Source organism: Gluconacetobacter dulcium, assembly GCF_014174165.1.
Lineage (GTDB): Bacteria > Pseudomonadota > Alphaproteobacteria > Acetobacterales > Acetobacteraceae > Gluconacetobacter > Gluconacetobacter dulcium.
On the sequence record NZ_JABEQN010000006.1, the window covers coordinates 87,110 to 112,621 of the forward strand.

24 protein-coding genes are annotated in these 25,512 nt (G+C 62.3%); 8 read left to right on the forward strand and 16 right to left on the reverse strand.

Going from position 1 to position 25,512, the window contains the following annotated elements; all coding sequences use genetic code 11:
• Positions 1-6 precede the first annotated feature (6 nt).
• Complete coding sequence (locus tag HLH25_RS06780; protein WP_182973358.1) at positions 7-984, forward strand: aldo/keto reductase; 978 nt, start codon at positions 7-9, stop codon at positions 982-984.
• A 53-nt stretch (positions 985-1,037) separates the two neighbouring features.
• Here the strand turns inward: HLH25_RS06780 and HLH25_RS06785 are convergent, their stop codons facing one another.
• On the reverse strand, positions 1,038-3,455 hold the full coding sequence (locus tag HLH25_RS06785) for a TonB-dependent receptor (protein ID WP_182973359.1): 2,418 nt from the start codon (positions 3,453-3,455) through the stop codon (positions 1,038-1,040).
• A gap of 438 nt (positions 3,456-3,893) precedes the next feature.
• On the opposite strand from HLH25_RS06785, the gene HLH25_RS06790 reads away from it, so the two are divergent.
• Together HLH25_RS06790 and HLH25_RS06795 are read left to right on the forward strand one after the other, a co-directional pair.
• Positions 3,894-4,934 (forward strand): L-idonate 5-dehydrogenase, encoded by a 1,041-nt coding sequence (locus HLH25_RS06790; protein ID WP_182973360.1) that lies wholly within the window; start codon positions 3,894-3,896, stop codon positions 4,932-4,934.
• Between the two features lie 714 nt (positions 4,935-5,648).
• Positions 5,649-7,466 (forward strand): cation:proton antiporter domain-containing protein, encoded by a 1,818-nt coding sequence (locus HLH25_RS06795; protein ID WP_182973361.1) that lies wholly within the window; start codon positions 5,649-5,651, stop codon positions 7,464-7,466.
• A 50-nt stretch (positions 7,467-7,516) separates the two neighbouring features.
• Here the strand turns inward: HLH25_RS06795 and HLH25_RS06800 are convergent, their stop codons facing one another.
• Positions 7,517-7,813: a hypothetical protein gene (locus tag HLH25_RS06800; RefSeq protein WP_182973362.1), complete on the reverse strand. Its 297-nt coding sequence runs from the start codon at positions 7,811-7,813 to the stop codon at positions 7,517-7,519.
• Positions 7,814-8,258: 445 nt separating this feature from the next.
• Here HLH25_RS06800 and hpnR point away from each other — a divergent pair, with 445 nt between their 5' ends.
• Positions 8,259-9,800, forward strand: coding sequence for a hopanoid C-3 methylase HpnR (gene hpnR, locus HLH25_RS06805; protein WP_182973363.1), 1,542 nt, complete (start codon positions 8,259-8,261; stop codon positions 9,798-9,800).
• A gap of 178 nt (positions 9,801-9,978) precedes the next feature.
• Positions 9,979-10,188: a heavy-metal-associated domain-containing protein gene (locus tag HLH25_RS06810; protein WP_114727516.1), complete on the forward strand. Its 210-nt coding sequence runs from the start codon at positions 9,979-9,981 to the stop codon at positions 10,186-10,188.
• A 74-nt stretch (positions 10,189-10,262) separates the two neighbouring features.
• On the opposite strand, the gene HLH25_RS06815 is transcribed toward HLH25_RS06810, so the two are convergent.
• Positions 10,263-10,616, reverse strand: coding sequence for an ArsC family reductase (locus HLH25_RS06815; protein ID WP_182973364.1), 354 nt, complete (start codon positions 10,614-10,616; stop codon positions 10,263-10,265).
• Positions 10,617-10,740: 124 nt separating this feature from the next.
• Here HLH25_RS06815 and HLH25_RS06820 point away from each other — a divergent pair, with 124 nt between their 5' ends.
• Both HLH25_RS06820 and pgm read left to right on the forward strand, forming a co-directional pair.
• Positions 10,741-11,406 (forward strand): preprotein translocase subunit YajC, encoded by a 666-nt coding sequence (locus tag HLH25_RS06820; RefSeq protein ID WP_246401552.1) that lies wholly within the window; start codon positions 10,741-10,743, stop codon positions 11,404-11,406.
• A 297-nt stretch (positions 11,407-11,703) separates the two neighbouring features.
• On the forward strand, positions 11,704-13,362 hold the full coding sequence (pgm, locus tag HLH25_RS06825) for a phosphoglucomutase (alpha-D-glucose-1,6-bisphosphate-dependent) (protein WP_182973365.1): 1,659 nt from the start codon (positions 11,704-11,706) through the stop codon (positions 13,360-13,362).
• 46 nt (positions 13,363-13,408) lie between these two features.
• On the opposite strand, the gene HLH25_RS06830 is transcribed toward pgm, so the two are convergent.
• Together HLH25_RS06830 and HLH25_RS06835 are read right to left on the reverse strand one after the other, a co-directional pair.
• Positions 13,409-14,434, reverse strand: a complete 1,026-nt coding sequence (locus tag HLH25_RS06830; protein ID WP_220791711.1) for an isoaspartyl peptidase/L-asparaginase family protein — start codon at positions 14,432-14,434, stop codon at positions 13,409-13,411.
• Positions 14,435-14,621: 187 nt separating this feature from the next.
• Complete coding sequence (locus HLH25_RS06835) at positions 14,622-15,977, reverse strand: 8-oxoguanine deaminase (protein ID WP_182973366.1); 1,356 nt, start codon at positions 15,975-15,977, stop codon at positions 14,622-14,624.
• 283 nt (positions 15,978-16,260) lie between these two features.
• Between HLH25_RS06835 and HLH25_RS06840 the strand changes: the two genes are divergently transcribed.
• Positions 16,261-17,532, forward strand: coding sequence for a phospholipase D-like domain-containing protein (locus HLH25_RS06840; protein ID WP_182973367.1), 1,272 nt, complete (start codon positions 16,261-16,263; stop codon positions 17,530-17,532).
• On the opposite strand, the gene HLH25_RS06845 is transcribed toward HLH25_RS06840, so the two are convergent.
• The 11 genes from HLH25_RS06845 to rpsE form a co-directional block, all read right to left on the reverse strand.
• Complete coding sequence (locus HLH25_RS06845) at positions 17,529-18,092, reverse strand: cytochrome b (RefSeq protein WP_182973368.1); 564 nt, start codon at positions 18,090-18,092, stop codon at positions 17,529-17,531. The two genes, HLH25_RS06840 and HLH25_RS06845, sit on opposite strands and share 4 nt — an antisense overlap.
• Positions 18,092-19,177: a catalase family peroxidase gene (locus tag HLH25_RS06850; RefSeq protein ID WP_182973369.1), complete on the reverse strand. Its 1,086-nt coding sequence runs from the start codon at positions 19,175-19,177 to the stop codon at positions 18,092-18,094. Before HLH25_RS06850 ends, HLH25_RS06845 begins: the two co-directional genes overlap by 1 nt.
• 233 nt (positions 19,178-19,410) lie before the next feature.
• Positions 19,411-19,836 carry a 50S ribosomal protein L17 gene (rplQ, locus tag HLH25_RS06855; protein WP_182966078.1) on the reverse strand — a complete coding sequence of 142 codons (426 nt, stop codon included), beginning with the start codon at positions 19,834-19,836 and terminating at the stop codon, positions 19,411-19,413.
• A 24-nt stretch (positions 19,837-19,860) separates the two neighbouring features.
• Positions 19,861-20,880, reverse strand: coding sequence for a DNA-directed RNA polymerase subunit alpha (locus tag HLH25_RS06860; RefSeq protein WP_114727510.1), 1,020 nt, complete (start codon positions 20,878-20,880; stop codon positions 19,861-19,863).
• Between the two features lie 119 nt (positions 20,881-20,999).
• Positions 21,000-21,392 (reverse strand): 30S ribosomal protein S11, encoded by a 393-nt coding sequence (gene rpsK, locus HLH25_RS06865; protein WP_012227919.1) that lies wholly within the window; start codon positions 21,390-21,392, stop codon positions 21,000-21,002.
• A gap of 104 nt (positions 21,393-21,496) precedes the next feature.
• Entirely contained in the window at positions 21,497-21,874 is a 378-nt protein-coding gene (gene rpsM / locus HLH25_RS06870) for a 30S ribosomal protein S13 (protein ID WP_114727509.1), read from the reverse strand.
• A 226-nt stretch (positions 21,875-22,100) separates the two neighbouring features.
• The gene (locus HLH25_RS06875) at positions 22,101-22,760 is read right to left on the reverse strand and encodes an adenylate kinase (RefSeq protein WP_182973370.1); all 660 of its coding nucleotides are present in this window, start codon (positions 22,758-22,760) and stop codon (positions 22,101-22,103) included.
• On the reverse strand, positions 22,757-24,103 hold the full coding sequence (gene secY / locus HLH25_RS06880; protein WP_114727507.1) for a preprotein translocase subunit SecY: 1,347 nt from the start codon (positions 24,101-24,103) through the stop codon (positions 22,757-22,759). The genes HLH25_RS06875 and secY overlap by 4 nt, the downstream gene beginning before the upstream one ends.
• A 159-nt stretch (positions 24,104-24,262) precedes the next feature.
• Positions 24,263-24,754: a 50S ribosomal protein L15 gene (rplO, locus tag HLH25_RS06885; RefSeq protein WP_182973371.1), complete on the reverse strand. Its 492-nt coding sequence runs from the start codon at positions 24,752-24,754 to the stop codon at positions 24,263-24,265.
• A gap of 1 nt (position 24,755) precedes the next feature.
• Complete coding sequence (gene rpmD / locus HLH25_RS06890; RefSeq protein WP_114727505.1) at positions 24,756-24,941, reverse strand: 50S ribosomal protein L30; 186 nt, start codon at positions 24,939-24,941, stop codon at positions 24,756-24,758.
• The gene (rpsE, locus tag HLH25_RS06895; protein ID WP_182973372.1) at positions 24,934-25,512 is read right to left on the reverse strand and encodes a 30S ribosomal protein S5; all 579 of its coding nucleotides are present in this window, start codon (positions 25,510-25,512) and stop codon (positions 24,934-24,936) included. Before rpsE ends, rpmD begins: the two co-directional genes overlap by 8 nt.

Consider the following 25,512-nt stretch of genomic DNA (forward strand, 5'->3'; position numbering starts at 1 on the left):
CATTCCATGGACTATATCCGACTGGGCCGCACCGGCCTCCAGGTCTCGCGCCTCTGTCTGGGCTGCATGACCTACGGCCAGCCCGATCGCGGCAACCATTCCTGGACCCTGGACGAGGAGCACAGCCGCCCCCTGATCCGGCAGGCGCTGGAAGCCGGGATCAATTTCCTCGACACCGCCAACATCTATTCCGACGGCTCGTCCGAGGAAATCGTCGGCCGCGCGATCCGCGATTTTTCACGCCGCGAAGATGTGGTTCTGGCGACCAAGGTGTTTTTCCGCACCCGTCCGGGGCCGAACGGCTCGGGCCTCTCGCGCCGCGCCATCCTGGCCGAGATCGACAACAGCCTACGCCGCCTGGGCACCGATTACGTCGATCTGTACCAGATCCATCGCTGGGACCCGCACACGCCCATCGAGGAAACGCTGGAAGCCCTGCATGACATCGTGAAGGCCGGAAAAGCACGCTATATCGGCGCATCGTCGATGTTCGCCTGGCAGTTCGCCAAGGCGATCTACACCGCCCGCCAGCATGGCTGGACCGAATTCGTGAGCATGCAGGACCACCTGAATCTGCTCAACCGCGAGGAAGAGCGCGAAATGCTGCCTTTCTGCCACGACCAGGGGATCGGCATCCTGCCCTGGAGCCCGCTGGCGCGCGGCCTGCTGGCCCGCGACTGGCGCGAGCACACCACCAGGCAGGAAACCGACAACGTACTGCATAATCTGTATGACCAGACACAGTCCGCCGACCGCTCGGTAATTGATGCGGTCGGCCGCATCGCGCAGGCGCGCGGCGTGCCGCGTGCCCAGGTGGCGCTGGCATGGCTGTTGCAAAAGCCCGGCATCACCGCCCCTATCGTCGGAGCCTCGAAGCCCGGCCATCTGGACGACGCGCTCGCGGCGCTGGACCTGATACTGGATCATGGTGAGATCGCAGCGTTGGAGGAACCCTATATCCCGCATCCCATCGCAGGATTCTGAGAAGCGACGAGGACATGCGCGCGGTGGCAATCCGGCGCGTATGTCCCGCTTTCCTAAAATCCGGTCGTGGCCGTTACCATCATCGCGAACGTGCTGGCGATCAGATAGGCTGGGGCGCCGGAGGAATCGATCATGTTGCCACGCACGCCCACGGTCGGGTTGGTATTGTTCGACAGGCTCTGAATACCAGAACGGTAATGCCAGCTCGCCAGGTTATACATGTTAAGCTGGATCTGCGGGTGCTTCAGATGCCACATGTCCGGCAGGCGATAGCCCAGCGTCATGTCGATCTGGCCATGGGCAGGGAGCGTTTCCTGATCCATGAAGTCGGAATATTGACGGCCGATCCACCGATACATGAAATTGCCGAAGATATGGCTGTCATCATAGCTCAGGGCGGCGCTGGTCGTCCATTCAGGGGCCATCGGCGCCCGCTTGCCGGCGGAGGGCAGATAATCGAGCGCACCGTTATCCGCCATCGCCGGCAGGTTGTTGTCGGTGCGGGCATAGAGATATTCGCCCGACACATAAGGGCTGAAATGATGCCACGGGCGCAGGCCGAACTCGAGATCGGCGCCCCGCACCGTCTGGCCGCCGGCATTCATCGAAACCCCGCTGAAAGAACTGCCGTTGACGATCGTATTGGTGGTGATGTTGCGATTGGTGAAATTGTAGTTGAACAGATTGATCGTCAGATTGTACAGACCCAAATGCCGGTAGCCGAGTTCCTCGGAAATCGCGAATTCCGGCTTGACCGACCCGCCGATGCCCATACTGTTCCCCGGAACGCCCGAAAAATAGGAATTGGTCGTCGGCATGCGAAAATTCGTCGCGACGTCGAAAAAGACCTGATTATGATCGTCGATCCGATAACTGCCCGAAAGGCGCGGCAGCGGCGTGGCGTAGTTCGTACCCACGGCATAAGGCACCGCGTTGTCGTAATTATTGGTACCCGCGCGATTCATCATGACATATTTGAAGCCCGCGTTCAGCTTCAGCCGGTCGTTCAGCCACGACGTGGAATCGCTGACATATAATCCGATGGATTGCGTGATCATGTGGTAGTTCAGGAGCAGGTTATATTCATACCCGTTGGGAAATTTCAGCCCGTAGGAACCCCATATGTTGGGCGGATCGCCATTCGGCCCCAACTGGCTGATATTGGTGACTTCGGCATCGTCATAATAATCGTAGAATGCCCCGAGGCTGATCGTCTCATGCCGACCTGCCTTGTAGTCCAGATGGCCGGTGATGCCGGGATGATATTCCCGCATCAGGTAATAACCATCGCCATGGAAAGATTGTGTGCCCGAATTGTCATAGGCGAGACCGGGATAGGGCAGGACCAGAGTCTCATTCTGGCCGGTCGAAGGATTATATTGATTGACCGGCATGTCCCATTGGCCCATGCCGCTGCCGCCACTGCCCCAATACAGATAAGGCGTGATGTGCAGCGACAGGTCGCGCGTCAGCGTGAAATGCATCGGCGCGACCAGGATCAGGCTGCGCCAAGCACCCAGTTCGGTCGGCCAATAGCTGCCGGCCTCGTTCGTTTCGAACGGATTTGCCGCGTAATTGAAACTGTTGCCCGATTGCCGCCATTGCTGGGCGGTGACGGGGGCGTAGGTCGGCTGGTTGTTCTCGTTATAAGCCTCGACAAAAGAAATCGAGTTTCCCTGCCCCCATTCCTTCATGAATTTGGAATCAATATGCCGCCGCTGCCCCCGTCCGGGGCCGCGCCAGGTGCCAAAGGTCGCATTGGAATACGAGATATAGCCGCGCACGCCGGTATTGAGGATATCGCCCGTGTTCACACGGATGAAGCCACGATTGGTCTTGTGCGATCCGTAGGAATAATCGACCAGACCGCCGAATGAATGCGACGGATCGACCGTCCTGATATTCATCTGGCCGCCGGTGGCGCTGACCAGTGGCGCGTTGATGTCCGACGTTCCCTGCGAGAGCTGCACTTCCTGGTAATTCTCGGTATCGCCCCATTGCGACGTATAGGGGTCGTAAGCCGAGATGTCGGCGATCGGCGCACCGTCATACAGATAGCCGAGTTCCGACTGGTTCATGCCGCGAACATTGATCGACGTCTGGTCCGACAGGCCGAACGGGTCCGACGAAGCGATATTGGTGCCCGGCGCGAACTGGATCATCTGCGCAGCCGAGGTGATCGGTGCCAGCTTGGCGATGAAGTCACGGCCCACGGTTGTGATCGCCTTGGCTTCGGTCTGCTCGCTCATCATCCCGCCGCCCGGTGCCCGGCCTGTCACGCCATCGGCGCTTTCCACCGGGTTGCTGCCGGTGACGGTAATGCTCTCCGTCTTTGGACGTGAAGCTGCCGCCACCGGGTGGGTCGCAGGCTGGGCCTGCCCTATCGCCGCCTGGGCCCAGGCGCGCGAGGCCTCACCGGTAGAAAGCGCCGTAGCGGCCATGAACAGAAAGACAACGAACCTCGACGACAATCCTATCCCCTTCCCTGCTTCCCGGCAGATTCGCACGAAGCGCCTATTTATGACGAAATGAACGCCCCGCGCGTCACCACGTCGCGACCCGGAGGCGAATCTGCCGCTCTGTGTCCGTCCGGAAACACCTTTCGGATCAACCCCCTGCGTATTTCGCACAGGCACTCTCTCACGACCTTCGATGCCGCCGCGCCACCGACGATGCAGACGCGGCAGATCGCGGGGCTGTCCGGCAGAACGGTCTGCTTCACCCGCGCCTCCGCATGGACGACCAGGCGGGGTCCGATGCATGGCATCCGGCAAGCCGTTCGGGCGTTAGCAATCAGGCGGATCGGCCGCAAATCATTCACCCGATCCGGCCGACCTGCCTCGAACTTCCCGACCCTTCTCATTCCTGCACAGGGATGCAATCCTTTCTTACAACAGGGTACAGCCGCGATGTCCGACACTGCATATACAACTGAAGCACTGGTGATCCATGCCAAGGAGGATCTGCGGCTGGACAGGGTAGCCGTCACCGCGCCTGGAACCGGCGAGGTGACGGTGCGGGTCGCATGGGGTGGGATCTGCGGCTCCGACATGCATTATCTCAAACATGGCGGAGTAGGTGCCTCCGTTTTGCGCGAGCCCATGATTCTCGGCCACGAAATCTCGGGCTTCGTCGAACGGACGGGTCCGGGCGTAAGCGGCTTGGTGCAGGGCGCGCCGGTTGCAATTCATCCGGCCCGCCCCTGTGGAGACTGCCCCGAATGCCGGCGTGGCCTGCGGCATCTGTGCGGCGATACGCGCTTTCTGGGCAGCGCCGCCATGTTGCCCCACACGGATGGCGGCTTCCGGCGCCTGATGACCGTGGCGGCCAGTCAGGTCTACCCGCTGCCGCCGGGCCTGGACGTTCGCAGCGCCTGCCTCGCCGAGCCACTGTCGGTTGCGCTGCATGCCATTGCCCGTGCGGGAGAGGTCCGTGGCAGGACCATACTGGTTCAGGGCGCCGGCCCCATCGGAGCCCTGATCGTGGCCGGGCTGAAGATCGCCGGCGCGGAGACGATCGTCGCCACCGATCTTCAGGATTTTCCGCTGTCGATCGCCCGCCGGATGGGCGCCACATCCGTCATCAATACCGCTGCGACGCCCTATCGGGCGGATCATGACATTGTGTTCGAAGCCTCCGGAGCCGCCAGCGCGTTGCCGACGGCGATCGCCTGCACCGCCAAGGGCGGCATTCTGGTACAGGTCGGTATGTTTCCGCCCGGCGATGTCGGCATCCCGCTCGGCCAGATCATCGCGCGGGAACTGGATTATCGCGGGTCATTTCGCTTCGACGCGGAATTCGGCACCGCGCTCACCCTGCTGGCGACCGCCCCCTGGATCGCGGAGGGGCTGGTGACCCATCGGTTCGGGCTGTCGGCATTCGACGAGGCGTTCACGACATCCATCGACCGGCGACACGCCTCGAAAGTACTTTTTGACATGGCCGGATAAACCTGAAAATCCCGTGGCCGTTGACATGTTTTGAAACGACGGCTGCCGCGACCATGCGCGGCCGGGCTGTGGGTCGCGCTCTTTCCCGTAAGGGCATCATTGTGTCGATGAGCGCGATTCCAAAATCGGTTTTTGAAGATTATTATTGTAACGTCGTTTTTCTTTTCTTCGTCCCATTCGCCGCTACCGGCGTGTCGCATCGTGTGCGGCACGCCCGTTTTTGTGTCTTTCGCATATCATCCGTAAGGCAACGCATTGTAACAATTTGATATTTTTGGCAGTTCGTCCGACAGATACCGCCCGAGCAGGAGACCGAACATCTCGAAAACATCTTAAAAAATTGAGTGCTCCCGACGCGCGGACAAGCCATTGTCACGCCTTGAAAGAGGAGTTCCCGGCCCATGCCGCATGTCAGCCCCCTGATCACGATTCTGGTCACCGGCCTGACATCACAGGTTCCGGGTCTTCTTCGCCCACGGGCCAGTTCCGGCCGAGACAAACCTGCCAGTGCGCGACGGTTTCACGGCGCGGCGCCTCCTCTGCCCGGCAGAGCCACCTTCCTGCGCCGTACCGATTGCGCCTTCCAGCGCGTCATGACCGTGGCCGCCTGCCGGCTCTGACCGCGGCAGTAATCATTCAAAATAAAAACTCTCTCTTCCCGACCCCCGGTAGGGGGCGGGCCGTTGTTCCGACACCCGTCAGGAGAAATCAGCCATGCCGCACGACACCCCCCTGATTTCCACGATCGTGGCGGGGCTCGTTCTTGCATTCATTTTCGGTGCTATCGCCAACCGCCTGCGCATGCCGCCGCTTGTCGGCTATCTGGTCGCGGGGGTTCTGGTCGGGCCGCATACGCCCGGTTTCGTGGCCAATCAATCCCTGGCGCCGGAACTGGCTGAACTCGGCGTGATCCTGCTGATGTTCGGTGTCGGCCTGCATTTCTCCATGAGAGAATTGCTGGCGGTGCGTTTTATCGCCATTCCGGGCGCGCTGGCGCAGATCGGTGTTGCCACGGTGCTCGGCTGGGTGCTGGGCATTGCCATGGGGTGGTCGACCGCTGGCGGCATCGTCTTCGGGCTGGCCATCTCGGTCGCTTCCACCGTCGTACTGTTGAAGGCGCTACAGGAGCGGCGCCTGATCGACACGGAACGGGGTCAGATTGCCGTCGGCTGGTTGATCGTCGAGGACTTGGTGACGGTCCTTGCTCTGGTGCTGATCCCTGCCCTTGCAAGCACCGCCGGGCATGGGGGCGTCGTCCGTGATCCGCTGGTGCTGCTCATGGAGCGTCTTCTGGGCTTCGATCCCGGACTGGGCGGCGTGCTCGCATTGACGGTGCTGAAACTGGGGGCTTTCGTGGCAGTGATGCTGCTGATCGGCCGCCGGTTTATTCCATGGTTGCTGCATCGGATTGCGTATACCGGATCCCGCGAGTTGTTTCGTCTCGGCGTGTTGGCCATCGCGCTCGGCACGGCTTACGGCGCGGCGAAAGTGTTCGGGGTCTCGCTGGCGCTCGGTGCCTTTTTCGCCGGCACGATCCTGTCGGAGAGCGAACTCAGCCAGCGTGCGGCGGAGGAGAGCCTGCCGCTGCGCGATGCGTTCTCTGTCCTGTTCTTCGTATCGGTCGGCATGCTGTTCGACCCAAGGGCACTCATCGAAAGCCCGCTGCCCCTGCTGGGGACGCTTACGATCATTCTGGTCGCAAAATCGATCACCGCGTTTCTGATCGTCATCGCCTTTCGACGCGGAGTGCTGATCGCGCTTACCATATCGGCCAGCCTGGCACAGATCGGGGAGTTTTCCTTTATCCTCACCGACATGGGTGTCACGCTGAAGCTACTGCCGGAAGAGGGGCGTAGCCTGGTGCTGGCGGCCGCCATCATTTCCATCATCCTGAACCCGCTGAGCTTTGCTTTCTGCGAGCGTATCCTCAAACCTGCGTTTGAAGCCCGACTCATTCGGGCCGCGACCGGGCCGCTCTCGCCCGCATCAGTTCTCCCTGTCGAAACAGCGCTCTTCGAACCAGAGAAGACGGGATCGCTTAGGGAAGGCGACGTCTTGCCGACCGCCCTGACGGGTCATGTGGTGGTAGTAGGATACGGGCGGGTGGGCGGGATCGTCGTCTCCGCGCTGCTGGCATCGCGCACGCCCTTTTTGGTCATCGAGGACGCAGACCAGAGTATTGCGCAACTGGAGGCCCAGGGAATTGAGGTTATCGTCGGCAATGCCGCGTCGCCCGACGTGCTTGGCCTTGCGAATCTCCCGCAAGCCCGGAGCATTGTCGTCGCCATTCCGGGAGCGTTCGAAGCCGGGCAGGTCGTGGAACAGGCCCGGGCGCTGAATCCGTCGATCCTGATCGTCGGACGTGCCCACTCCGACGCGGAAGTCGAACATCTTGCGCGGCTGGGTGCCGACACCGTCATTATGGGAGAGCGTGAAATTGCCCGCGGGATGATCGACCGGCTGCGCCACGCCACGCCGGCGCTTCTGCCGGCAGATGTCGCACTCCAACCGGCAACCTCACCGGGTAGCTGAATGTCCTGCCGCTCTCTCAATCTGCGCAGGAGCGCCGGAGTTGCCGGCCGTCAGCGGGTGTAGCTATAGCCGTACTGGTCTGCCAGGGTCTGAAGGTCCGGGGCACCGTGCAAGTTCAGCGGGATCGGCTTGGGATTCTTCGTGCCGATGACGAAATTATGGTCCGTCATGCGTTGGCAGGTATTCGCCGCCAGCGGGAAACTCAGCTTCAGTTCGGCACCCATCTGGGCCCGCAGGCAGGAGATATCGGAATCCATCGGGCGGCGCCCGATTTCCGACGAACATCCTGCCAGCAGGATCGCGGCACCGGCAACCCAACCAAGACCTGTTCCGTTCTTATGCTTCATTCCGACCGCCGCTGTTCCTTTCGGAACCGTCCATAACCGTGAGTCGCGTCCGTCACGGCCTGACTGGACCGCATATCGGGACACCTCGTTCCAAATAAGCTTGCCATGGATCGTCCGCCCGCGATAGGGCGCCGGGCGCATGACAGAACGGCATGCTTCGTTCACGCCCTCATGAATTCGCCGATGATCCATTGATAACGCAATAATATACAACCGTTCTCCTGAGCGAATACGACAATAATCAAAGACGGACCGGCTCTGATTAGGGCTTCATTCCTCTCATGCATAGGTGTCATCACCCACAATCAGGGTGACGAAACGCGATCCATCGGAAAAAAATATTCCGGTTCACGACAAACAACCGATCCTGCGCACCGCCATATCCTTTCGATATGGCCATCACTTCATTCCGTCACGCTTCGGTGGCGAAAAACGAGGTGTCAGAATGAGAATACCCGCCGTCCATCCCAGCGCCCTGATGTACACCAAGGTCTTCCTGCGGCTGGAGCCGCTGGGGCTGGAACTGGTTGCGGGTGCGGCCCGCCAGGCCGGACATGACGTGAAGATCATCGACCTGCAGGTGGAAACTCACCGCGACTACTGGCGCATGATCGAGAATTTCCGCCCCCACGCCGTCTGTTTTTCCGGAAACTACCTGGCCAACGTGCCGGAGATCGTCGATCTGTGCCGTGAGACCCGCGCGCGGATGCCCACCGTGTTCCTGTTCGTCGGCGGCCACTCGGTTTCGTTCATCGCCCGTGACATCCTGGAACTGGCCGAGGGGGCGATCGACTGCGTCCTGAAGGGTGAAGGCGACGCCACTGTGGGGCGGTTGCTCGACACCCGCCAGGAGGGCGGTGACATCACCACCGTACCGGGCGTGGTGACGTTGACGGGCGAAGGGCCGCCGCCGATCTTTGTGCCGTCGCTGGACACGATCCGCCCGGCACGCGACCTGCTGCGCCATCGCCGCAAATACTTCATCGGCACGCTCGACCCGGCGGCGTCGATTGAATTCGCGCGCGGCTGCCCGTGGGACTGCACATTCTGTAGCGCGTGGACCTTCTACGGGCGCTCCTACCGCACCGCCAGCCCGGCCGTGATCGCCGACGAACTGGAGGCGATCCGCGAACCGGGCATCTTCATCGTCGACGACGTGGCTTTCGTCCACGCCGAACATGGCATGGCAATCGGCGAGGAGATCAAGCGGCGCGGTATCCGCAAGGAATATTACCTGGAAACCCGCGCCGACGTGCTGCTGCGGAACAAGGAGGTCTTCCAGTTCTGGAAGGAACTGGGCCTGAGCTACATCTTCATCGGCATGGAGGCAGTCGACGAAGAAGGGCTGAAGCATTTCCGCAAGCGAGTGTCGCTGGACCGGAATTTCGAAGCCCTTGAATTCGCCCGCTCTCTGGGTCTGATCGTCGCGATCAACCTCATCGCCGATCCGTCATGGGACCGGCAGCGGTTCGAAGTCATCCGGCAATGGTGCCTGGAGATTCCGGATATCGTGAATATCTCGGTCACCACGCCTTATCCGGGCACGGAAATCTGGCACCGCGAGGCCCGGCGCCTGACGACGCGGGATTATCGCCTGTTCGACATCCAGCACGCGGTGCTGCCCACCACCCTGCCGCTGGAGGAATTCTACGAAGAACTGGTCAAAACCCAGCAGGTGCTCAACCAGAAACATCTGGGCTGGAACGCGATCAAGGATACGCTGGGCCTCGCCCTGCGTCTGGCGCTGCGCGGGCAGACCAACTTCCTGACCATGATCTGGAAGTTCAATTCGGTCTTCAACCCCAAGCTGCAACTGGCCGATCATCGCCGCAAGCCGCGCTACGAAATGCCCATGCAGCCCGAAGCCGAGGACCGGATCGACCGCAAGGCGCTATATGTCCACACACCCGCCGGACGCCGCAGCCGGGCCATCGACGACGCGACCGAGACCTTCGTGGACGAGTCTCGCACGGCCCCGGCCGAATGAGAGGTTTGCGAACAGGCGACCGACGACATGCCAAGGACGTTCTGTTGCGAGTCGCGCCCATTCGGTCGCGGTCCTCTTGAACGCTGGGCTCGATCACAGAAAACCATCCTTGCGCGAGCCCGAGTCAGCGCATAGCTGAAAGAGGGTGGCGACATCACCCCTTCAAGGAGACAGAACGATGGAAACGCTCTCGCTGAACGTCACGGGCATGACCTGCAATGGCTGCGTCAACTCGGTCAAGAAAGCGCTGGAGCAGACCGACGGCGTTTCCGCCGCCGAGGTCACGCTGGAGCCTGGCCGGGCCACGGTCAGCTACGACCCCGCCTTCACCTCGCCCGCCGCCCTGCGCATGGCTATCGAGGATGCCGGGTTCGAAATCGCGGCCTGACGGTTGCCGCGACACTTTAACCTGCTCCTCTGACTGGAATGGCACGTCCGACTTTCTCCGGCGCGCCGTTCCAGTCACGCGAATATGGCGGCGTAGATTTCGGGCTTGAACCCTACAGTCAATGCGCCGTCCACATCCAGTACCGGGCGCTTGATCATCGAAGGCTGGGCCAGCATGAGATCGACGGCCCGCGCCTCGTTCAGGTCGGCCTTGTCGGAATCGGGCAGCTTGCGAAACGTGGTGCCTGAACGGTTCAGCAGGATTTCCCATCCTGCCTGCCGGACCCAGCCCTCCAGCACCGGGCGCGCGATGCCGCCAGCCTTATAGTCATGAAACGTGTAGGCCACGCCGTGCGCGTCCAGCCACGCACGCGCCTTCTTCATCGTATCGCAGGCCTTGATGCCGTAAATCGTGACCGAGCGCGCCATGTCGCCTCCCTCTTCATCCCGCTGCAACCGAGCCGGGTTGCTGCCCGGCATCGACACTTTGAAAACAGTCTCTTAATATCAGTTTCAAAGCCGCGCCAAATCGGATGACAGAGCAGGAACAGACATGATGGCACCCGCAAACACACGTCACCTCCTCAACCGCCTGTCGCGGTCGGCACGGCTGCTGCCCGTCGTCGCCCTGGCACTGGCCATGCCGCTGCGCGCCCACGCCCAGGCTTCGGTGATCACCGGAAACCAGGTGACCCAGGCGACGGTGGAGACGATCGATCCCACTTCGGGCGAAGTACTGCTGCGCGACGGCGATGGCAGCCTGATCACGGTCGATATCCCCCGCACCGTCCATAACCTGCCCCATATTCAGCCGGGCGACCGGATCAAGATCCGCTTCTTCCAGACCATCGGCGCCGATGTCGTGCCCGCCGACAGCCCGCAGCCGGAATCGACCGTGACCTCGGCGCATGGTGTGACCAATCGCCATCCCCACGGCATGATGGTCTCCTTCCGCCGCAAGCGGGTGCGGATCGCGGCGGTCGACGCGGCGCATCACGTCGTCACCACCGTCGGCCCCGACAACGCAACCCAGACGATCACGGTCCACACCAAGGCGATGCAGGCCCTGCTGCCCACCTTGAAGGTCGGCGACACCGTCGACGTGACGACGATGGATGCCGTGTCGTTCGAAGTGCTGAACCGCGTGATCACGCCGTCGACTACCGTGCATGAAGGCACGGGCACGTCCAGCGCGCCCGGCGCCCCCGCCGGCCACTGATCGCACGTTTTTTTCCAGCGCCTGCCGTAACGCACCGCATCCCGACGCTTCGGCAGGCGTTTTGATCGTGCTCCATAATGATGCCACGCCAGTATGCGACGGAGGCACGACACTTAGAGACGGTTTCAGAAACAGCGCTTCCATCCCGGCCCTGTGCGCATCGTCCGCTCGCCTATGTTCAGGCCCTGGAGCCTGTTCGTCGGCGTGCAGGAATGCGCCCAACGGAAACCCTTCGGGCCGTCTGGCCCGGAAGCGGTGCGTTCGGAACGGTTTCGTATACAGGAAGGACACACAGGAATGGTGACGATCAGCCCATTGGCCGGCAAACCGGTTCCGCCCGCGCGCCTGATCGACGTCGCGAAACTGACTGCGGCCTACTACGATCTGAAACCCGACCCGGCCATCCCTGCCCAGCGCGTCGCGTTCGGCACCTCTGGGCATCGGGGCTCGCCATTCCATACCAGCTTCAACGAAGCCCATATCCTCGCCGTCAGCCAGGCCGTGTGCGACTATCGCGCCTCCGCCGGTATCAACGGGCCGCTTTTCATCGGCATCGACACCCATGCGGTCTCGAAGCCTGCGCTGGAATCGGCGCTGGAAGTCTTCGCCGCCAACGGGGTGGAAACCTTCATCGACGCCCAGGGTGGCTATACCCCGACTCCGGTGATCTCTCACGCCATCCTGACCTACAACCGGGGACGCACCAGTGGTCTGGCCGATGGCGTGGTCGTGACGCCGTCCCACAATCCGCCGGAAGATGGCGGCTATAAATACAACCCGCCCCATGGCGGCCCGGCCGATACCGATATCACCAAAATCGTCGAACGCGCGGCCAACGATTACCTTGCGGCCGGCCTCGCGGGCGTGCGCCGCATTCCGCATGAACAGGCATTGCGGGCTGCCTGCGTGCATCGGCACGACTATATGACCCCCTATATCGAGGATCTGGGGGCGGTGCTGGACATGGAAGCCATCCGCGCCGCCGATGTCGCGATCGGAATCGACCCGCTGGGCGGGGCCGCCGTGGCCTATTGGCAGCCGATCATCGAGCGCTATCGCCTCAACGCCACGGTGGTGAGCACCGTGGTCGACCCCACATTCTCTTTCATGACGGCCGACTGGGACGGGCAGATCCGCATGGACTGCTCTTCGCCCTACGCCATGGCGCGCCTGATCGAACTGGGCAGCCGCTTTGACGTGGCTTTCGCCAACGATACCGATGCCGACCGGCACGGCATCGTCGCTGGCACCGACGGGCTGATGAACCCGAACCACTATCTGGCCACCGCCATCGACTATCTGTTCGCCAACCGCCCCGGCTGGAGCACCCAGGCGGCGGTGGGCAAGACGGTGGTCAGCAGCAGCCTGATCGATCGCGTCACCGCCCGGCTGGGCCGTCGGCTGGTCGAAGTTCCCGTGGGCTTCAAATGGTTCGTCGCGGGACTGATCGACGGCGGCTTCGGCTTCGCAGGTGAGGAAAGCGCCGGCGCGTCGTTTCTGCGCAAGGACGGCACCGCGTGGACCACCGACAAGGACGGCATCATCCTCGGCCTGCTTGCCGCCGAAATCACCGCCCGCACCGGCCACCATCCCGGTGTCGCCTATCGCAAGCTGACCGCCGAACTCGGCACGCCCTATTACGCGCGGATCGACGCCCCGGCCACGGCACCACAGAAGGCGCTGCTGAAATCGCTGACGCCCGAGCAGGTCGGGCTGCACGAACTGGGTGGCGAGCCAATCCGCGCCACCCTGACCCGCGCGCCCGGCAACAACGCCGAAATCGGCGGGCTGAAGGTGGTGGCGGAGAATGGCTGGTTCGCCGCCCGTCCCTCGGGCACCGAGGAAGTCTACAAGATCTACGCCGAAAGCTTCGTCAGCGAGGACCATCTGCATCGCGTTCAGGGCGAGGCGACGACCGCCATATCCGCCCTGTTCGCGGCCAACGCGGCACCGTAAGCAGCGTCGGCCATGGGCGTGCCGGCCTTAATGACCGGCACGCCCCCTACGTCTTGCCGTTGCCGAAAATCTCGACATGCGACACGCCGTCGCGCCCCACCCAGGCCCGATACATGCCGCTGGTATTGAACGGCATCGCGATATTTCCCTGCGCATCGACCAGGATTGCGCCGCCATCGCCGCCCAGCGCCGGAATTTCGCGGTTGATGACATCCTGTGCCGCATGATTCAGAGTTTCATGCATCGCGGTCACGCGCATGCAGATCTCGTGCGCCGCGACGGTGCGGATATAGAACTCGCCCCATCCGGTACCGGACATCGCGCAGCCGGCATTGGCATAGGTCCCGGCCCCGATCAGCGGCGAATCGCCCACCCGGCCCCACAATTTGTCGGTCATGCCGCCAGTCGACGTTCCAGCCGCCAGATGTCCCGCGTGATCCAGCGCCACCGCGCCGACCGTACCGAAATGGCGGTCGGTCGTCTCGTCGGCATGCTGGGTGTGCGCCGCGTCTTCCTTCAGCGCCTTCTGCAACTGGTTCCACCGATACTGGGTCCAGAAATAAGAAGGATCCACCAGCGGGATCTTCCGGGCTTGGGCGAATGCCTCCGCCCCCGCACCGATCAGCAGCACATGCTTCGATTGCTCCATGACGGCGCGGGCCAGCGTGATCGGGTTGCGCACGTGCGACACGCCGGCAACCGCGCCGGCCTGCAGCGTTGCCCCGTCCATGATCGCGGCATCCATCTCGTTATGCCCATCATGCGTAAAGACGGCACCCTTGCCGGCATTGAAGTTCGGGTCGTCCTCCAGCACCTGGATCGCGGCGACCACGGCGTCTTTCGCCGGTTGACCGGCCTTCAGGACCGCATACCCTGCCTGCAAGGCGCGTCCCAGCGCTGCCTTCACGATCTGCTGACGCTCGATCGACATGTCGGCCTTGATCACTCCCGCACCACCGTGAATGACCATTACCGGCACCGTATCGGCGCGCGCCCCGCTACCGGACCACAAGGCCGCCGCCAGCATCCCGACTGCGGCAAGAACCTTTGGACCGTGTCCTTTTCCGTTCATCTGTCACCTCACTATCTGGGGGCACGGTACCATCGGGGGCGAAACGAACAAGAGACCGTAAGATGTTAACAGACGCATGGGCGTTTGTTCTGATCTGCCCTGGAGCCTTCGGCCGGGGAACAGACGATGGCCCCGAATGGCGAAGCTTTTTTGCTTCTTTTTCTTCAGAAAAAAGAAGATACCCTGCTCACGTCCCGAGCCGCTGTATCCGCCTCGCCTCCCGCGCATGATCGCGCAGGATGTCGCCCAGATTGGCCAGCACAGGTACGCCATCGGACACCAGTACCTTTCCATTGACGATGGTGGTGCCCGCCACGGCCGGCGCACAGCGCAGCCACGCCTCGACCGGATCGCTTAACGCACCGGCAGCCGCGACCTCGGATATCGACCAGATAACCAGATCGGCGCAGGCACCGGGCCGCAGATGCCCGATCTCGTCCTCCCAGCCCAGACAGGCGGCGCCGCCGCGCGTCGCCATGTCCAGCGCATCGCGCGCAGACATGGCGTGCGGACCATGCCGGAACCGACCCAGCAGCATCGCCATGCGGGTTTCCAGCCACATCGACGCATGATCGGTCGACGCCGACCCGTCACACCCCAGACCGACGCGCATGCCACGTCGCCGCATGTCCATCGCATCGGCCGTGCCGCCGCCGATCATCATGTTTGAACAGGGACATTGCGCCGTACAGACGCCGGCATGGGCCAGACGGTCGATCTCGTCACCCGTGGGGTAGATATAATGCGCTACCCACGAACGTGGGCTGGCCCAGCCGACACGCTCGAAATATTCGGTCGGCGTGCAGCCGTAGATTTCGGCACAATAGGCGTCTTCATCGGGATCTTCCGCCAAGTGGGTATGCAGGCGCAGATCGTGCTTTTCGGCCAGACGCGCTGATTCCGTCATGATCCGTTCCGATACGCTGAACAGCGAACAGGGGGCCAGCGCCACCCGGCCCATCGCACCCGGTGCCGGATCGTGGAAGGCCCCCACCAGCCGTTCGCTGTCGGCCAGGATCGTATCTTCATCCTGCACCACCGAGGCCGGCGGTAGCCCGCCATCCTCGACCGATCGCGTCATCGACCCGCGCGTGGCGTGGAAGCGAAACCCGATGTCGCGCGCCGCGCGAAACTGCGCATCGATCAGGAACGGCCGGGGATGGACATACATATGGTCCATGGAGGTCGTACAGCCGCCCATCAGCAGTTCGACCATAGCCACGCAGGTCGAGAGATAGACCGACTCTTCATCCAGATCGGCCCAAAGCGGATAGAGGCCTTTGAGCCATTCGAACAGCGTGCCGTTCGTCACCGGGGCGTAGGCCCGGGTCAGGTTCTGATACATATGGTGATGCGCATTGACGAGTCCGGGCGTGACCAACCGCCCGTGCGCCGAAATGACCGATCGTGCAGCCGGCGCGTCCTCAACCCGGTCGCCGATACCATGGACGCGACCGTCCTTGATCGCCAGCCAGCCATTCGCCACTTCCCAGTCGCGATCAATATAAAGAAAAGCATCCCTGATCAGCAGATCGACCGTCATGACGGCTCCCTCGGTACCGAATGTCAGGGTGACGAACACCCTGTCGCGATGAAGCCCTGTCCCGGAGGTGCGAGGTCCGGATCGTCATCAAGTTTCGGTACTGAACGGGCGTGGGTTAGGCATTTTATCAGCAAGCAGCCAATATCACCAGACTTTCCGCAGATTTTCCATACGAGCGGGTAACGACCCGACTTGCCGGGTTGGCCGCCCATGATCAGAATGCCAGCCACTGGCGAGACGGCGCGACGTGACGCCCCTGCCCGGAACATGATTGGAGCAGGATATGGCCGAGACATCTTCTACCTTCCGGTTTCGGAATGGGGTCGGCCTTCTCGCCCTTCTCGCGTCCTTCTCTCTTTCGGTCCACGCAGCATGGGCCGAGAGTGCGGCCCCGACCTTCCGAATCGTCGAAAGCGTGCCGGAAGAAAGCATCTATGGAGAACCCGGCGTTCCGCGCACCCAGCCAGTCTGGCTGGACATGATCCGTCATGCCCGCCACACGATCGACGTGGCGCAGTTCTATATTGCCGATAAACCCGGCCGCGCGATGTCCGCCGTTATCGAGGCGCTGATCGAACGCGCCGACGCCGGTATCCAGGTTCGCCTGGTGGTGGATGACAGTTTCCTGAAAGAGACGGCGCCAGTTCTGGAACGGCTGAAGCCCATCCATAACATCCAGATCGAAACCCTGCCGACCCAGCGCCTGACGGGCGGTGTACTGCACGCCAAATTCATGATCATCGATGGGCGGCAGGTATTCGTCGGCAGCCAGAACTGGGACTGGCGGGCACTGGAGGAAATCCACGAGATCGGTGCTGCGATCGAGGACACTGCCATCGCCGGCAGTTTCGAAAGCGCGTTCGACACACTGTGGGCATTGGGCGGCGGCCGAACCCTGCCCCAGATGCGCATGCAGCCGCCGGCCGAGCGGCCGATCGCGACCGGTTTCGCCCCGGCCATGCTGCGCGAGCCAGGCGGGGAAAGTGTGATCGCCTTCCCCGCCTTCAGCCCGCCGATGATGATGCCGACCACGCTGACGGCGGAAGAACCGTCGCTGGTGACGATGATCCATGCGGCCCGGCATGTCTTCCGGCTTCAGGTCCTGACGCTGAATGCTCTGAAACATTACGGCCCAAAAGGATATTGGCCTGCACTGGATACGGCACTGCGCGATGCAGCGGCCCGTGGCGTATCGGTGCAGATCATCGTGTCGAACTGGGCGCTGAACGAGCCGATGCAGTCCTATCTGAAGAGCCTGGCCGCCATGCCGAATATCGAAGTGAAATTCAGCACTGTTCCCCAAGCCAGTAGCGGATTCATTCCCTTCGCCCGTGTCGAGCATTGCAAATATGCCGTTGCCGACGACGATGCCATCTTCATCGGCACCGGCAACTGGGAATGGAGCTATTTCAACACCACAGTCGATGCCTCGATCTTCGTCCATGGTCACAACCCGGCCGCGACCCTGAACCGGATCTTCACACGGGACTGGACCGGCCCCTACGTCACCGCGATCGCGCCCGGCGCACATTATACACCCGTCAAGCCGGGCTAGGAGGCTGGGTCGTCCACCGCCCTGTGGCGCCGACCGCCCGTCATACTGGGCAGAACATCGTCGCGCAGCAGCAACCCGTGCATCAGCGCCGCCGCGAGATGGACCAGGACGGCACCGAACAGGGTAAGCGCCAGCCATGTGTGCAGGCCGCGCAAAATCGCAAACAGGGTCGGGTCATGCGGCAGGATGGGCGGCAGCGCGAAGTCCGACCACATCACCACCGGATATGCCTCGGCCGACAGCATGCCCCATCCCACAAGCGGCATGGCGATCATCAGGGCATAGAGTACGATATGCGACGTTCGCGCAGCCAAGCGCAGGGCCGGCGGCAATGTCTCCGGCAGGGGCGGAATGCGCATCAGCAGTCGATTGACCAGCCGGACCACAGCCAGTAGCAGGATGCATATCCCGAGCGGGCGATGCAGATCAATCAGCCGATGATAGGCTGGCTCCACCGTCGACACCATGATGATGCCGATGAAGAGCATTACCAGGATCATCGCGGCCATCAGCCAATGCAGAATTCGGGCGAAAAGCGGGAAATGCTCGATCGGACGCATCACTGGTCTCCCGATCGGATAGCGGCCCTGCTGATGGCGCTCGTGGTTTCCGGCTCACCTGAACGCAGGACGAAGGAACGGGCATAGACGACTGATCGTGCCGCAGGGATCGGATCGTCTGACGGGGCGATGCCCCCGGGCAGAATCAACGGATCGTATGTGATGCCTTTGCAGGGGCCGCCATCCTCACTCTCTGCCCGAACCAGCGTCAGCGTTCCCGCATCGACCTGTCGCCGACCGGCCGGCCACGGCACCGTCGGGTCGGCCGTGACATCTCCGGCGCCGCCGACGGTCACGACCAGATGCCAACGCAACGGCATGCGCGCCAATACGTCGATCAGGTCATCAAACAGATAATCGCGCCCTGCCCCTTGCGCGGCTGCGGGAAACGCCTGCTGCTCGGGAATCATTGCCCAACGCACAGGGATGGATGTTCCCCGCGCATTCACGAAAGTGAAACTGTCCAGGCTGTTATAAGTATCGTTCGCGAAACCCGAAGTCAGCTTGCGCGCCTTCAGCAATGCCAGTGCGCGCTGCGTTTCCGGATGCCGTGCCACAAAGGCCGTGATGCGGGCCACATCAGGCCGGTGCGTCTGTGGATCGGGGCGCGATGCCAGCAGAAAGTCGTTGAAATCGGCAGCATTCCGCACGGGAAAGACGGGAATATTGTTGAGTCCCATACGCCATTCGCCGCTATGCGTCGGCATGATCCTGAGCGCGAGGCTGCGGACCTTCTCAGGTGTGTCGTCCTGAAATGGCATCCCCCCAGCCAGCGCGAATCGGCCGACGACCGGAGACCGTTCCCGGGTAAACAGCGCGGCACGGGAAAGCTGTGCCGCCTCCCCGCTTCCATCGAACCATCCCGTCACGCAGATGCCCTTGGCATGGTTACGCCGAAAGCCTGGATGCGGCCCATCCACCATTTGGAAGGTCCGCATGAACGTGCCGGAAGTAAGCCGGCCCGGCGTCAGCCACCCTGCCGCCAGGACGAAGGCCAACGCGAGCAGACCGGGCACCGCGCACGTCGCTGCCAGTCGAAGCCATCCCCCTCTCTCCGCCAGCCTTTGGCGTATCAGGGCCATCATGCTGCGTGCTTTCCTGCCATGCGAGGGCAACGCCACGGCGCGACTTTTTATCTTATCTGAAACAATTTATTTTCGTGCCGGAGACGACAGGGAGCTATGAACTGAAGCTTCTATCGTCTCCGAAGCAGATTTTCCCCATGCCGGAGGTGGAACCGCCTACCCCTCCCCGCCGTTCAGAGATAAAAAAACCCGGCCAAAAGGCCGGGTCTTTTCATAAAGCCAGAGCGTAAAACTTACGCTGCCAGCCCCTCGTCGGAAACGACTTCCGGACGCGGGCCGCTATCTTGGCCCTTGGCGGACACATCGCGATCCACCAGTTCGATCACCGCCATGTCGGCAGCGTCGCCGTGACGGATACCCGCGCGCAGGACGCGGATATAACCACCGTTACGGGCCTTGTAGCGATCAGCCACGGCCGCGAACAGCTTGGAGACGATCACGTCGTCACGGAGCTGCGCATAGGCCTGACGGCGGGCGTGCAGGTCGCCGCGCTTGCCGAGCGTGATCAGCTTCTCGACCACAGGACGAAGCTCCTTCGCCTTGGGCAGAGTCGTGGTGATCTGCTCGTGCTTGATCAGCGCGACAGCCATGTTGCGGAACATGGCGGCGCGATGGGTGGAGGTAACGCCGAGCTTCCGGCCGGCAACACCGTGACGCATGATAAAGTCTTCCTGTCTTTCCGGTCAGAAGGGCTCGTCGAGCCTCTTGGCCAGGTCTTCGATATTTTCCGGCGGCCAGGCCGGGACGTTCATACCAAGGGAGAGCCCCATCGACGTCAGGACTTCCTTGATCTCGTTCAGAGACTTGCGGCCGAAATTCGGCGTCCGCAGCATCTCCTGCTCGGTCTTCTGCACCAGATCGCCGATATAGACGATATTGTCGTTCTTCAGGCAGTTGGCACTGCGAACCGACAGTTCCAGTTCGTCGACCTTGCGCAGCAGGTTCCGATTGAACGGCAGGTCGTCCTGCGGCTCTTCGGTCCGGACCGGGCGCGGTTCGTCGAAATTGATGAACAGCTGGAGCTGGTCCTGCAGGATCCGGGCGGCCAGAGCCACCGCATCCTCGGGCGTCACCGCACCGTTCGTCTCGACCGTCAGCAGAAGCCGGTCATAGTCGGTCACCTGCCCCACGCGGGTCGGCTCGACCTTGTAGGACACGCGCTGCACCGGCGAATAGATCGCGTCCACCGGAATCAGGCCAATCGGCGCATCCTCGGGGCGGTTGGCCGCCGCGGGAACGTAGCCCTTGCCCAGATTCACCGTGAACTCCATCCCGAACTTCACGCCCTCATCGAGGGTGCAGATCACGAGATCAGGGTTCATCACCTCGATATCGTGGCCGGTCTGGATCTGGCCCGCGCGCACTTCTCCCGGTCCGGTGGCCGTCAGCACCATGCGCTTCGGGCCTTCGCCATGCATCCGCAAGGCAAGCTGCTTGATGTTCAGGACGATGTCCGTCACGTCCTCGCGGACGCCGGCCACCGACGAGAACTCATGCAACACGCCGTCGATCTGGATCGCCGTTACCGCAGCCCCCTGAAGGGAGGACAGCAGCACGCGCCGGATAGCATTGCCGAGCGTCATGCCGAAGCCACGCTCGAGCGGTTCCGCCACCACAGTCGCTGTGCGCAACGGCTGGCCGCCCGGCTCGACTTCCAGCTTCTCCGGCTTGATCAGAGATTGCCAGTTTTTCTGGAGGACCAAGTTGATGGCCTTTCAAAACTGATCTGCACCAAGGCAGACGGCACCCGTGCGACCGGGTGCCTGATGACACTCAACCCCGCCAGCACGAGGCCGGCAGAAAACGAATCCGAGCCTGACGATCAGACGCGACGACGCTTGCGCGGACGGCAACCGTTATGCGGCACCGGCGTCATGTCGCGGATCGAGGTGATCGAGAACCCGACCGCCTGCAACGCGCGCAATGCGCTCTCACGCCCCGAACCCGGACCCGACACTTCGATCTCCAGCGTCTCCATGCCGTGCTCACGCGCCTTGCGGCCAGCATCCTCGGCGGCGACCTGCGCCGCGTACGGGGTGGATTTGCGCGAGCCCTTGAAGCCCTGAGCACCAGCGGAAGACCACGCGATCGCGTTGCCCTGGGCATCGGAGATCGTGATCATCGTGTTGTTGAAGGTGGAGAGCACATGCGCCACCCCCGAGATAATGTTCTTCCGCTCTTTCTTCCGAATACGCGGAGCTGCAGCCTTCGCCATAGTCTTCCTGGTCCTGTCTGTTCATCAACGCGAGCCGCGTCGGATACCCCTGGAGATTGTAACCAGGGACACCCGGTGCTGGCCGCGAATGCGGCTGGAGCCGCTTAGCGGGTAGCCTTCTTCTTACCGGCGATCGCCACCGCCTTACCCTTGCGGGTACGGGCATTGGTGTGCGTCCGCTGGCCACGGACCGGAAGACCGCGACGGTGACGCAGGCCACGGTAGCAACCCAGGTCCATCAGGCGCTTGATGTTCATCGCCACTTCGCGACGAAGATCGCCTTCGACCCGGTATTCGCTGTCAATCAGCTCACGGATCTTCAGGATCTCGTCGTCCGACAGCTCGTTCACCCGGCGCTCGGCCGGAATCTCGAGCTGCTGGCAGATCTGCTCGGCCTTGGTCGGACCAATGCCATAAATATAACGCAGGCCAATCGTCACCCGCTTGTTGGTTGGGATGTTCACGCCGGCAATACGCGCCACGCCACTTACTCCTCGTCCGCCCGCGTTACTCGGGCCCTTAAGATCGTCGCCGGGGCTTTTCCACACCACCGGCAAGCCGGAGCGTCGTGAACGTGCCGGCACCGCCGGTCAACCCCATCATCAATCGGATTCGTGATCTCTGCTCTCCGCGCCAGTCGGGCACGGGAGCCGATACCTTGAGGGCGCGCAATATACCCGCGCGCCCTTTTGAGTCAATGAATAACGATCACTTTTTCGTGATGCCATCCATGATTTTGAAGACCTGCTCAGTCACCGTGTCGATATCGGCCATGCCGTCCACCGGGTACAGGCGCCCTTCGGCCTCGTAATACGGCAGGATAGGCGCCGTCTGCTCGCGGTAGGCGGCCAGACGGGCGGCAACGGTCTCACGCCGGTCGTCCTCGCGGCGGACAAAATAATGCCCGCCACAGACATCACATGTGCCCTCGACCTTCGGCTTCTTGAACAGGTCGTTATACCCTGTCCCGCAGGTACCGCAGGTGAAGCGGCCGGCGATCCGGTCCGCCAGCGCATTTTCATCGACCTCAAGAAACAGCACGACGTCGATTCGCGCCCCGCGCCGCTTCAGCATCGAATCCAATGCCTCAGCCTGGCCCGCTGTCCGGGGGAATCCATCGAGAATGAATCCCTTGGCGCAATCAGGCTGCGCGATGCGCGATTCGAGCATCGCGATGATCACGTCATCGGGGACGAGTTGCCCCGAATCCATCAGTGCCTTTGCTTCCTGGCCGATCGGAGTTCCTGCTGCCACCTCGGCGCGCAGCATGTCCCCCGTCGAGATCTGCGCGATACCGTAGCGCGCTTCCAGTCGCTTGGACTGGGTTCCCTTGCCGGCCCCAGGAGGCCCAAGAAATATGACGTTCACCGACCCCTGCCTTTCCCACGCGCCCGCCGCATCAGCCCCTGGTACTGGTGAGCCACCAGGTGGGACTGGATCTGCGTCACGGTGTCGATGGTCACTGATACGATGATGATCAAGCTGGTCCCGCCGAAATAGAACGGCACGTTATAATGACTGATCAGAATCTGCGGCAGCAGACACACCGCCACCAGGTAGGCGGCACCGATCGTCGTCAATCGCGTCAGAATCCGATCAAAATAAGCCGCCGTGTTCGCACCCGGCCTGATGCCCGGAATGAAGCCACCCTGCTTACGCAGATTATCGGCCGTTTCCTGCGGATTGAACGTCACCGCCGCATAAAAATACGAGAAGAAGACGATCATGGCCGCATAGAACAGCATATAAAGCGGTTGCCCTTGCCCCAGTTCCTGCCCGAGGAACGAAAGCCATCCGGGCATCGACGCACTGTTCATAAAACCAGCGATCGTCACCGGAATCAGCAGCACCGATGAGGCGAAAATCGGCGGAATCACACCGGCAGTATTCACCTTCAGCGGCATATGGGTGGAGTCGCCGCCGTAGATGCGCTGACCGACCTGCCGCTTGGGATACTGGATCACCACCCGGCGCTGCGCCTGCTCCATGAAGACGATGAAGGCGATGGTTATCGCCGCCAGCACCAGGAAGACCAGCACGAAGAAGGGCGACAGGGCGCCCGTATAGCCAAGCTGGAACAGGCTGGCCAACGCATGCGGCAAGTTAGCCACGATACCGGCGAAGATGATCAGCGAAATGCCATTGCCCACACCGCGGGATGTGATCTGCTCACCAAGCCACATCAGGAACATCGTGCCGCCCAGTAGCGTCACCACGCACGACACGATGAAAAACATGCCGGGCGCGATCACCGCCGACCCTGCTGCGCTGTGCATGTTCTCGAGTCCTACGGCGATGCCATAGGCCTGGAACAGCGCGATCAGCACAGTCAGGTAGCGGGTATATTCGTTCAGCTTGCGCCGCCCCTGCTCGCCTTCCTTCTTCAGGTTTTCAAGCGCGGGAATCGCCGAGGACATCAGCTGCACAATGATCGAGGCGCTGATATACGGCATGATATTCAGGGCGAAGACGGTCATACGACCGAGCGCACCGCCGGTGAACATGTCGAACATTCCCAGGATACCGCCCTGGTGCTGCGCCAGAAGCTGGCCCATGACCGTCGCGTCGACGCCGGGAACCGGAATATAGGTACCCAGACGGTAGACGATCAACGCCCCGAGGGTGAACCAGATTCGTTTCTTCAACTCCGTCGCATTGGCGAAGGAGCTGAAATTCAGATTGGCAGCCAGCTGCTCGGCCGCGGAGGCCATGCGCCCGTCCCTTTCAACAACAACAGCGTCACCGCACGAAACGGGACGCTGTCATGACACTTCAGCAAAGAGTGTAAGGCGTCGTCTTGCACCAACGCAAGAGACAACGCCGGGGCCGATCCGGGACGGCTTGACGGGCATGCCGTCCCGGAATCCGGCTCAAGCCGAAGCCGTGGCCTCGTCCTGCGCCGCTTTGGCAACCCGAACGGTTCCACCGGCCTTCTCGACTGCCGCGATCGCGGTAGCCGACGCACCAGCGACCTCGATGGTCACGGCACGGGCCAGCTCGCCCTTCGCCAGCAGGCGGACGCCGGCAAACTTGCCCGAGCCGACCAGGCCGGCCGCGCGCAGCACATCCTCGGTCACCGTCGCACCGGCATCAATCTTGCCAGCTTCGATTGCCTGGTCCAGCGCACCCAGGTTCACCGGAGCGTAGACCTTGCGGAAGATGTTCTTGAAGCCGCGCTTCGGCAGACGGCGATACAGCGGAAGCTGACCGCCCTCGAAGCCGTTGAGAGACACGCCCTCACGCGCCTTCTGGCCCTTCACGCCCTTACCCGACGTCTTGCCCTTGCCGGACCCAATGCCGCGACCCAGACGCTTCTTGCGATAACGAGAGCCCTCGTTATCGCGCAGTTCGTTGAGGTTCATCTCAATCCTCCACCTTCACGAGGTGGGCCACCTTGGTGATCATGCCGCGAACCGAAGGTGTATCCTCCAGTTCCCGCGTGCGGCCGATCTTGTTGAGGCCGAGTCCGACCAGCGTTGCCTGCTGGCCCGGCTTGCGGCCGTTACCCGACGCCACCTGCGTGACGCGAACGGTTTTGCCCTCAGACATCGGCGTTCACCTCCGCCGCACCAGCCACCTCGCGGCGCCCCAGGATGTCGGACACCTTCTTGCCGCGGCGGTTAGCTACCGAACGCGGGCTGGCGCAACGCTCCAGCGCATCGAAGGTCGCCTTGACCATGTTATGCGGGTTCCGGGTGCCGAGCGACTTGGCCACCACGTCATTGATGCCCAGGCTCTCGAACACAGCGCGCATCGGGCCACCGGCGATGATACCCGTGCCGGCGTCAGCCGAACGAAGCACCACCTTACCAGCGCCGAAATGACCGGCGACGTCATGATGGAGAGTACGACCCTCCTTCATCGGAACGCGGATCATCGTGCGCTTGGCGCGCTCGGTCGCCTTGCGGATCGCTTCGGGCACCTCGCGGGCCTTGCCGGCGCCGTAGCCGACACGACCCTTCTGGTCACCCACCACGACCAGCGCGGCAAAAGCAAAACGACGGCCGCCTTTTACGACCTTCGCAACGCGGTTGATCGTGACGAGCTTGTCGACCAGATCGTCGCCTTCGCGCTCACGCTCGCGGCCACCCCGGCCGCCTTCTCTCGGTTCACGTGCCAT